Source organism: Alkalibaculum bacchi (assembly GCF_937875145.1).
Lineage (GTDB): Bacteria > Bacillota > Clostridia > Eubacteriales > Alkalibacteraceae > Alkalibaculum > Alkalibaculum bacchi_A.
The window spans coordinates 1-3199 of the sequence record NZ_CALNCS010000136.1 but is presented as its reverse complement, the minus strand read 5'-3'; the positions used below and the strand labels follow the sequence as shown (position 1 = coordinate 3199).

The window sequence follows — 3199 nt, the reverse complement described above, 5'->3', positions numbered from 1 at the left end:
CCTTTCTTGGAGGCCTTATCGCAAAAGAGTCCCAAAAGCAATGGTGCTGCAAGAGAAACACTCATAAGAGAGTAGAAAATCTGTAAAGCAGTGAGTATGTTAGGAATTATGACTGCGAGTGCAACACCCACAACTCCACATATTAGTGTAACTCTTCTACTAAATTTTAAAAGATCTTGCTCTGAAAGATCAGGGCGGAAAAATGTCTGGTAAATATCTTTGGAAATAGATGTAGTCAGCATGTAAAGTACTGCGTCAGCAGTACTGACCTCTGCTGCAAAAATGGCGGCTAACGCCAAGGTTGATACAGCAAAAGGCATCATTTCTTTCATAGCAGTAGGCAAAGCTAATTCGCTATTGGCAAGATCGGGGAAAGCTGCAAATGCACACATGCCTATTACTACTGGTAAAAAAGCAAAAATAAGTTGTACTACGCCGTTTAGCGCTGTACCTGTTCGAATTGCCTGCTCGTTTTTAGCCCCGTACACTTTCCCTATGAGACCTGGAGAAATGCAGAAAGAAGGGATAAGCATAAAAAGATATCCCACAATCGTTGTCGCGCCAATTCCTTTCCAGGAAAAGAACTGATTAGCAGCTTCCGATCCTAGCTTAGATGTGATGGTTGTTGTGAGCCCACTCCATCCTCCAACATAAGAAAGGACATAAGGGGCAGCTAGCGAGAAACCGAGAATTATAACTGCGAGTTCCACAATATTGACGATAGCTGCGGAGAGAAGCCCCCCAGCAGCGAAGTAGAGGGTCGTGACGCATGCCCCGATAAGGATGCCCCATATTTTGTCAATATTAGCTACCACATTGAGGATCCACGCTATCCCAATGAGTTGCCCTGAAAATAGGGCGAGCGTCCCAATCGCCATCATCCCCGATATAAGCCCACGAAAAGCTTTGCTGTAACGGAGGTCGAGATAGTCTCCCAGTGTGTAAAGGTTGTAGCGACAAGAGATACGCCAGATTTTAGGCCCTACTACATAAGCGAGAATCATAGATCCTATACCTGCACTGCCGATCCACCACCAGCCGGAAATACCAAATTTGTATCCGATGCCTGCAACTCCGACAGTAGATCCTGCCCCCAAATTTGCTGCAATAAGAGTTGTGAAGAGCAACCCCGTGGATAGCTGTCTTCCAGCAACAAAAAAGCCGCCAGCTCCTTTTACTCTTTTGCCAATACACCATCCAATCACAATAAGCAATAAAGCGTAAAGAACAATTGCTACTAAGTATCCATTCATGCCGTACCCTCCTCCATTTTATATGTGGTCCACGCGTATCGCTACGAAGGCCGTTATTGTTCCAGAGAAGCTTTCAAGGGCGATGAAAGATGCCTTGTCAATTACGATAGAAATTATCAAAACTACTTGTTTCTTGTAACTTTGTCTAGAAGCACAAAGTCCCTTTTAGGGGCAAAAGCTTATTCCGCATAATGGAATTAAATATTTTTTTATGGAACAGACAGTTATAATTATATGTATGCATGTATTCCTGTCAATAACAATTTATTTTCCATCGAAGCCTCAAAAAATGTAAATTATTGTAGTTGCAAGCGATAAAGAACTCTAATAATTGTCTCGATAATAAAGATTGACAGAAATATATGTGCAAATATAATAGGGGCATATTCCACTATAAAGTAAAAGGTTCTGCATTATGGAATTCAAGAGGATCTTCGGCCCTAATCGTACCATGATTACCATGAACGACTGAGGAGAAGAAATGTGAGAATAACTAATGTAAGCCGTGCTCTTTTGTCATATTCGAATTTCGCGTTTGTTTCTTTGAAAATAAAAGAGACAGCGTATTCCTTCCGTTGCCTGTTGATAAGTCTACTTTGTCTTGAGTTTTTTACCTTCGAACATGCCTCCTCTGTTATTAGGGGGAGAATTATTGTAACTTTTCCGAAATATTTAAATTCCTAAGAAGGAGGAGAGAAAATGTATAAAGATGTGCTACGTTTCTTTGATGAAGAAGGTCTTATCAAGTGTACCCAAGATTTAGTTCGTATCGATAGTGTTTTTGACCCCAATGTAGAAGGTGCAAATGAATCTCGGGTAACAGAGTATCTGGAAAAGTTGCTCCATGAAGAAGGATTTGAAGTCCATGTAGATGAAGTGGTTCCAGGTCGCTCTAATGTCATAGCTTTTCTTCGTGGCAAAGAACCTGGGAAAACACTTCTCTTCGAAGGACATCAAGATGTAGTTTCTATAGGGGATCCTGGAAAGTGGAAATATGATCCCTTTGGTGGAGAAATCGTGGAGGTAGATGGCAAGAAGAGGATGTATGGCCGCGGAACGAACGACACGAAAGGAAATACTGCTGCTGCTTTTTTTGCAGCGAAAGCCATTAAAGACTCTGGAATTCCTTTTAAAGGTAACATACTCCTCTGTTTCCCCGTAGACGAAGAAGGCTCCATGATTGGCATTAAGGATTTTATCGAAAAAGGTTGGGCTGACAATGTTGATGGAGCTATTATTTGCGAACCGGAAGAGAAAAATCTGTGCGTTTTCCAAAAAGGGGCAATGCGAATTAAGGTTATCTTTCAAGGAGCGCAGGGCCACGGCTGTATGCCTCTTGCCGGTGTAAATCCTAACTGGTCTCTCGCTCGTTTTATCAGCGAAATCAAGTATCTCGAAAATTTTGAAAAAGACCGGGTGATGCGACACGACTATCTCGGATGGCCGAGCATTACTCCGACCATGATTAAGGCACCTCTTGAAGGTGTAGCACAAATCAATGTCATTCCCGATGATTGTTATGTAACACTTGATATTCGTACGGTTCCTAACCAAGATCATCAAGCTATAGTACGCCAGATCCAGGGCATTATTGACCGTCTTAGCCGCCAATATCCTAATGAATATGATCGTTTTGCAGCTTCTATAGAGGTTATTGATGATAGACCATGGACAGAAGTTTCCAAAGAAGAACCGGTTGTGAGGTCTGTAGATCGCGCTTTTCGTGAGGTGATGGGCGTTGAACCCAAATATAACGGTGTCCCAGGAGCCACAGATGGTACGTTCCTGCAGGTTCGCAAGGGTATCCCTGTGATTGTTACAGGTGCTGGGGATAGGGAGGTCCCTCATCATGTAGATGAATGGGTTGAGCTTGATGACCTGATTGAAGCAGGAAAAATCTATGCGCTGGCAGCTCTCTACTATCTGAACGAATAAAAAATATATGT

Annotated in this window: 2 protein-coding genes; one reads left to right on the top strand and one right to left on the bottom strand. The window is 42.5% G+C overall.

Annotation, left to right across the window (positions count from 1 at the left end; all coding sequences use genetic code 11):
• The coding region (locus tag Q7P22_RS08370; protein ID WP_303863049.1) for a sodium:solute symporter family protein at positions 1–1253 on the bottom strand (1253 nt) is incomplete at its 3' end.
• Positions 1254–1952: 699 nt separating this feature from the next.
• Here Q7P22_RS08370 and Q7P22_RS08365 point away from each other — a divergent pair.
• Positions 1953–3188: a M20 family metallopeptidase gene (locus tag Q7P22_RS08365; RefSeq protein WP_286933079.1), complete on the top strand. Its 1236-nt coding sequence runs from the start codon at positions 1953–1955 to the stop codon at positions 3186–3188.
• Positions 3189–3199 lie beyond the last annotated feature (11 nt).

Bases quoted from the DNA above. Each gene is read 5' to 3' on its own strand.
- Q7P22_RS08365 (WP_286933079.1), top strand. From the start codon at position 1,953: ATGTATAAAGATGTGCTACGTTTCTTTGATGAAGAAGGTCTTATCAAG.